Below are 4,208 nucleotides of genomic sequence, written 5' to 3'. Positions count from 1 at the left end.
GGCGGGTCCCCCCCGGTCACCCCCCCGGGCTGCTCCCGATCGGGGTCTTGGGCCGGCGCGGGATCGTCCGGCCCCACCCGCGGCCGGCCGGGGGTCCCCCCCCGGCCCGGGGGGAACCGACGGGCCTCCGTCTCGTCCCTACAGCGTGCCCGGGCGCACCAGGCCGCTCTCGTAGGCGTACACCGCCGCCTGCACCCGGTCGCGCAACTGCAGCTTGGTCAGCACGTGGCCGACGTGCGTCTTCACCGTCGTCTCGCTGACGAACAGCTCCGCCGCGATCTCCGCGTTCGACAGCCCGCGCGCCACCAGCTTCAGCACCTCCAGCTCCCGCTCGGTCAGCGCGTTCAGCGCCTGCGGCGGCGCCTCCTCGCCGGACGGGAGCTTGGTGGCGTACATGTCCAGCAGCCGGCGGGTGATCGACGGGGCCAGCATCGCCGCGCCGTCCGCCACCACCCGGATCGCCTGCACCAGCTCCTCGGCCGGCACGTCCTTCAGCAGGAAGCCGCTCGCCCCCGCGCGCAGCGCCTCCACCACGTACTCGTCCAGGTCGAAGGTGGTCAGCACCAGCACCTTCGCCGGGCCGTCGCGCCCCGGGCCGGCGATCCGGCGGGTCGCCTCCACCCCGTCCATCCGGGGCATCCGGATGTCCATCAGCACCACGTCGGGCTGCAGCGCCCGCACCTGGTCCAGCGCCTGCTGGCCGTCGCCGGCCTCACCGACCACCACCAGGTCGGACTCGGCTTCCAGGATCATCCGGAAACCGGTGCGCAGCAGCGGCTGGTCGTCGACCAGCAGCACTCGGATCGTCACCTACGACTCCTTGCTCGTCGGATCCCCCGTGGGATCGACCTCGTCGGACGTACGCGCCAGCGGCAGCGGGTACGGCGGGGGCGTGCCGCCGAACTCCGGACAGCTGGCCTGGTGGTCGCACCAGTCGCAGAGCCGGTTGCGGGTCGCCGGGAAGTCGCCGGTGGCCACCGCCCGGCCGATCCGCTCCCACAGCGCCAGCAGCTTGCGCTCCACCGCGAGCAGGTCCGCCTCGTCCGGGTCGTAGCTGACCACGTCCCCGCCGCCGCCCAGGTAGACCAGCTGCAGCCGCTTGGGGATCACGCCCTTCCAGCGCCAGACCACCAGTGCGTAGAACTTCATCTGGAACATCGCCTTGCCCTCGAAGTCCCGCGAGGGCGCCCGGCCGGTCTTGTAGTCCACCAGCCGGACCTCACCGGTGGGAGCGACGTCCACCCGGTCGATGTAGCCGCGCAGCAGCAGCCCCGACTCCAGCGCCGTCTCCACGTAGAGCTCGCGCTCCACCGGGTGCAGCCGGGTCGGGTCCTCCAGCCGGAACCACTGGGCGACCAGCTTCTCGGCGTCCGCCAGCCAGCCGGTCAGCGCCGCGCCGTCCGGGTCCTGGGGGAACAGCCCGGCCAGCTCGGGGCGCTCGCCCAGCAGCCGCTCCCACTGCGGGCGCAGCAGCCCGAGCGCCCGCTCCGGCGTGCGCTCGGTCGCCGGCGAGTCGAACAGCCGCTCCAGCACCGCGTGCACCAGGGTGCCCCGGGTCGCCGCCGGGCTCGGCGGCTCCGGCAGCCGGTCGATCACCCGCAGCCGGTACAACAGCGGGCAGGTGAGGAAGTCGCCGGCGCGCGACGGGGACAGCCCGCTCGGGGCCGCCGCCGGGCGGGGCGGGGCCGGCACGGGGCTGCTGGTCTCGGTCTGCATACCCCAGACCCTATTGCCCTGCGCTGTCATCCCGCTGCCACGGTGCTGCCGCAAAGCGGTCGCCACGGGGTATGAACCCAGGGGGAGGGCGAGGGGCGGGCGCCGGACGGCCGCCCCGATCACGTAGCGTGGGCGCACCGGCGCGCGGCGCGCTGCGGGGGCCGACGACGAAGGGAACACGGTGAGCGACTCCAGGGGGCAGCAGACCTCCGACCAGCCGCCGCACGGCGGCGGCACCCGGCCGGGGTCCCCGCCGCCCCGCGAACCCGAACCCCGCGGCGGCATCCTGATGGGCCGCCCCTTCGGCGTGCCGATCTACGTGACCCCGTCCTGGTTCCTCATCGCGGCCCTGATCACCTGGGTCTTCGGCGGCCAGCTCGACCGGGTGCTGCCCGACCTCGGCGCCGCCCGCTACCTGGTCGCGTTCTCCTTCGCCGTCGCCTTCTACGGCTCGGTGCTGGTCCACGAACTCGCCCACACCCTGGTCGCCCTGCGCTACAAGCTCGGGGTGCGCCGCATCCAGCTCCAGTTCTTCGGCGGCGTCTCGGAGATCGAGAAGGAGGCCGAACGCCCCTGGCGCGAGTTCTGGCTGGCCTTCGTCGGCCCGCTGCTGTCGCTCGTCCTCGGCGGCGTCTTCTACCTCGCCCTCCAGGCCGTCGAGGTCTCCACCGTCCCCGGCGTCCTGCTCACCGGGCTGATGGTCTCCAACCTCGTCGTCGCCGCCTTCAACCTGCTGCCCGGCCTGCCGCTGGACGGCGGCCGGATGCTGCGCGCCGTGGTCTGGGGCGTCACCGGCCGGCCGATGGCCGGCACCGTCGCCGCCGCCTGGGCCGGGCGCGCGCTCGCCCTCGCCGTCCTGATCGGCCTGCCGCTGATCAGCTCGGCCCGCGCGCTCGACCGCAGCCGCACCGACACCCTGGTCGACGCCGTGCTCGCCGCCGTCCTCGCCGCGATCATCTGGAACGGCGCCAGCGGCGCGCTGCGCAACGCCCGGCTGAAGGAGGTCCTGCCCGGCCTGCGGCTGCGCGACCTCGCCCGCCGGGCCGTCGAGGTCACCGCCGACACCCCGCTCGGCGAGGCCATGCGCCGCGCCCGCGAGGCCCAGGCCGGCGCCGTGGTGGTCGTCGACGGCCGCGGCGAGCCGATCGCCATCGTCCGTGAGGCCGCCGTCCGTTCCGTCCCCGAGCACCGCCGCCCCTGGGTCAGCGTCGGCCCGCTCGCCCGCGACCTCGAACCCGGGCTGCGGCTCTCCGCCGACCTGGCCGGTGAGGACCTGCTGCGCGCCGTCCGGGCCACCCCCGCGGGGGAGTACCTGGTCGTCGAGGAGGACGGCCGCACCTACGGCGTGGCGGCGCTCACCGACATCGAACAGCGGCTGACCGCCGCCGTCACCGGCCGCTGAGCGGATCACCTGGTCAGCCGGACGGTTCGCTTCCCTTAGGATTGTCCGCATGTCCGAACCGACCGGTGCCGCCCGCCGACGAGGGCCCTTCCAGGTCGGGGACCAGGTCCAGCTGACCGACCCCAAGGGCCGCCACTACACGTTCACGCTCCAGGCCGGGAACCAGTTCCACACCCACAAGGGTGCGTTCCCCCACGACGAGCTGATCGGCGCCCCCGAGGGCACGGTCGTGCGCACCACGGGGAACGTCCCGTACCTCGCGCTGCGCCCCCTGCTCCCCGACTACGTCCTGTCCATGCCGCGCGGCGCCGCCGTGATCTACCCCAAGGACGCGGGGCAGATCCTGGCGATGGCCGACATCTTCGCCGGCGCCCGCGTGGTCGAGGCCGGCGTCGGCTCCGGCGCGCTCTCCACCTACCTGCTGCGCGCCGTCGGCGACACCGGCATGCTCGCCTCCTACGAGCGCCGCCAGGACTTCGCCGACATCGCCCAGGGCAACGTCGAGCGCTACTTCGGCGGGCCGCACCCGGCGTGGAAGCTCACCGTCGGCGACCTCCAGGACAACCTCGTCGAGACCGACGTCGACCGCGTCATCCTCGACATGCTCGCCCCGTGGGAGTGCCTGGACGTCGCTTCCGAGGCGCTCGTCCCCGGCGGCCTCATCTGCTGCTACGTGGCCACCACCACGCAGATGTCCAGGACCGTCGAGGCGCTGCGCGAGCACGGCACCTTCACCGAGCCGCAGGCCTGGGAGACCATGGTCCGCACCTGGCACCTGGAGGGCCTGGCCGTCCGCCCGGACCACCGGATGATCGGCCACACCGGCTTCCTGCTCACCGCCCGCCGGCTCGCCGACGGCGTCGAGCCGCCGCTGCGCCGCCGCCGCCCGGCCAAGGGCGCCTACGGCGAGGACTACGACAACGGGGCCCCCGAGCCCACCCTGCAGGAGCGCGCCGCCGCCCGGGCCGCCGCCCGCGCCGAGGCCGCCGATCAGGCCGGCCTCGACTGACAACGCTCCGTGGAAGGGGTGGTACGGCCGCGCCGTACCACCCCATACGCCTTACCGCACCCCCGCCACCCCCCGGTGACG

4 protein-coding genes are annotated in these 4,208 nt (G+C 74.5%); 2 read left to right on the top strand and 2 right to left on the bottom strand.

Going from position 1 to position 4,208, the window contains the following annotated elements; translation table 11 throughout:
• Window positions 1–138 precede the first annotated feature (138 nt).
• Window positions 139–810, bottom strand: a complete 672-nt coding sequence (locus tag ACFXAM_RS38040) for a response regulator transcription factor (RefSeq protein ID WP_148647703.1) — start codon at window positions 808–810, stop codon at window positions 139–141.
• Window positions 811–1,716, bottom strand: coding sequence for a RecB family exonuclease (locus tag ACFXAM_RS38035; RefSeq protein WP_380298438.1), 906 nt, complete (start codon window positions 1,714–1,716; stop codon window positions 811–813).
• Between the two features lie 181 nt (window positions 1,717–1,897).
• On the opposite strand from ACFXAM_RS38035, the gene ACFXAM_RS38030 reads away from it, so the two are divergent.
• Together ACFXAM_RS38030 and ACFXAM_RS38025 are read left to right on the top strand one after the other, a co-directional pair.
• On the top strand, window positions 1,898–3,118 hold the full coding sequence (locus ACFXAM_RS38030; protein ID WP_380298437.1) for a site-2 protease family protein: 1,221 nt from the start codon (window positions 1,898–1,900) through the stop codon (window positions 3,116–3,118).
• A gap of 49 nt (window positions 3,119–3,167) precedes the next feature.
• Window positions 3,168–4,127: a tRNA (adenine-N1)-methyltransferase gene (locus tag ACFXAM_RS38025; protein ID WP_380298435.1), complete on the top strand. Its 960-nt coding sequence runs from the start codon at window positions 3,168–3,170 to the stop codon at window positions 4,125–4,127.
• Window positions 4,128–4,208 lie beyond the last annotated feature (81 nt).

Origin of the sequence: Kitasatospora sp. NPDC059462 (assembly GCF_042749955.1) — a bacterium.
Classification (GTDB): Bacteria; Actinomycetota; Actinomycetes; order Streptomycetales; family Streptomycetaceae; genus Kitasatospora.
Note: the sequence above shows the minus strand (reverse complement) of the source record. Positions and strands in the feature narration are given on the sequence as shown.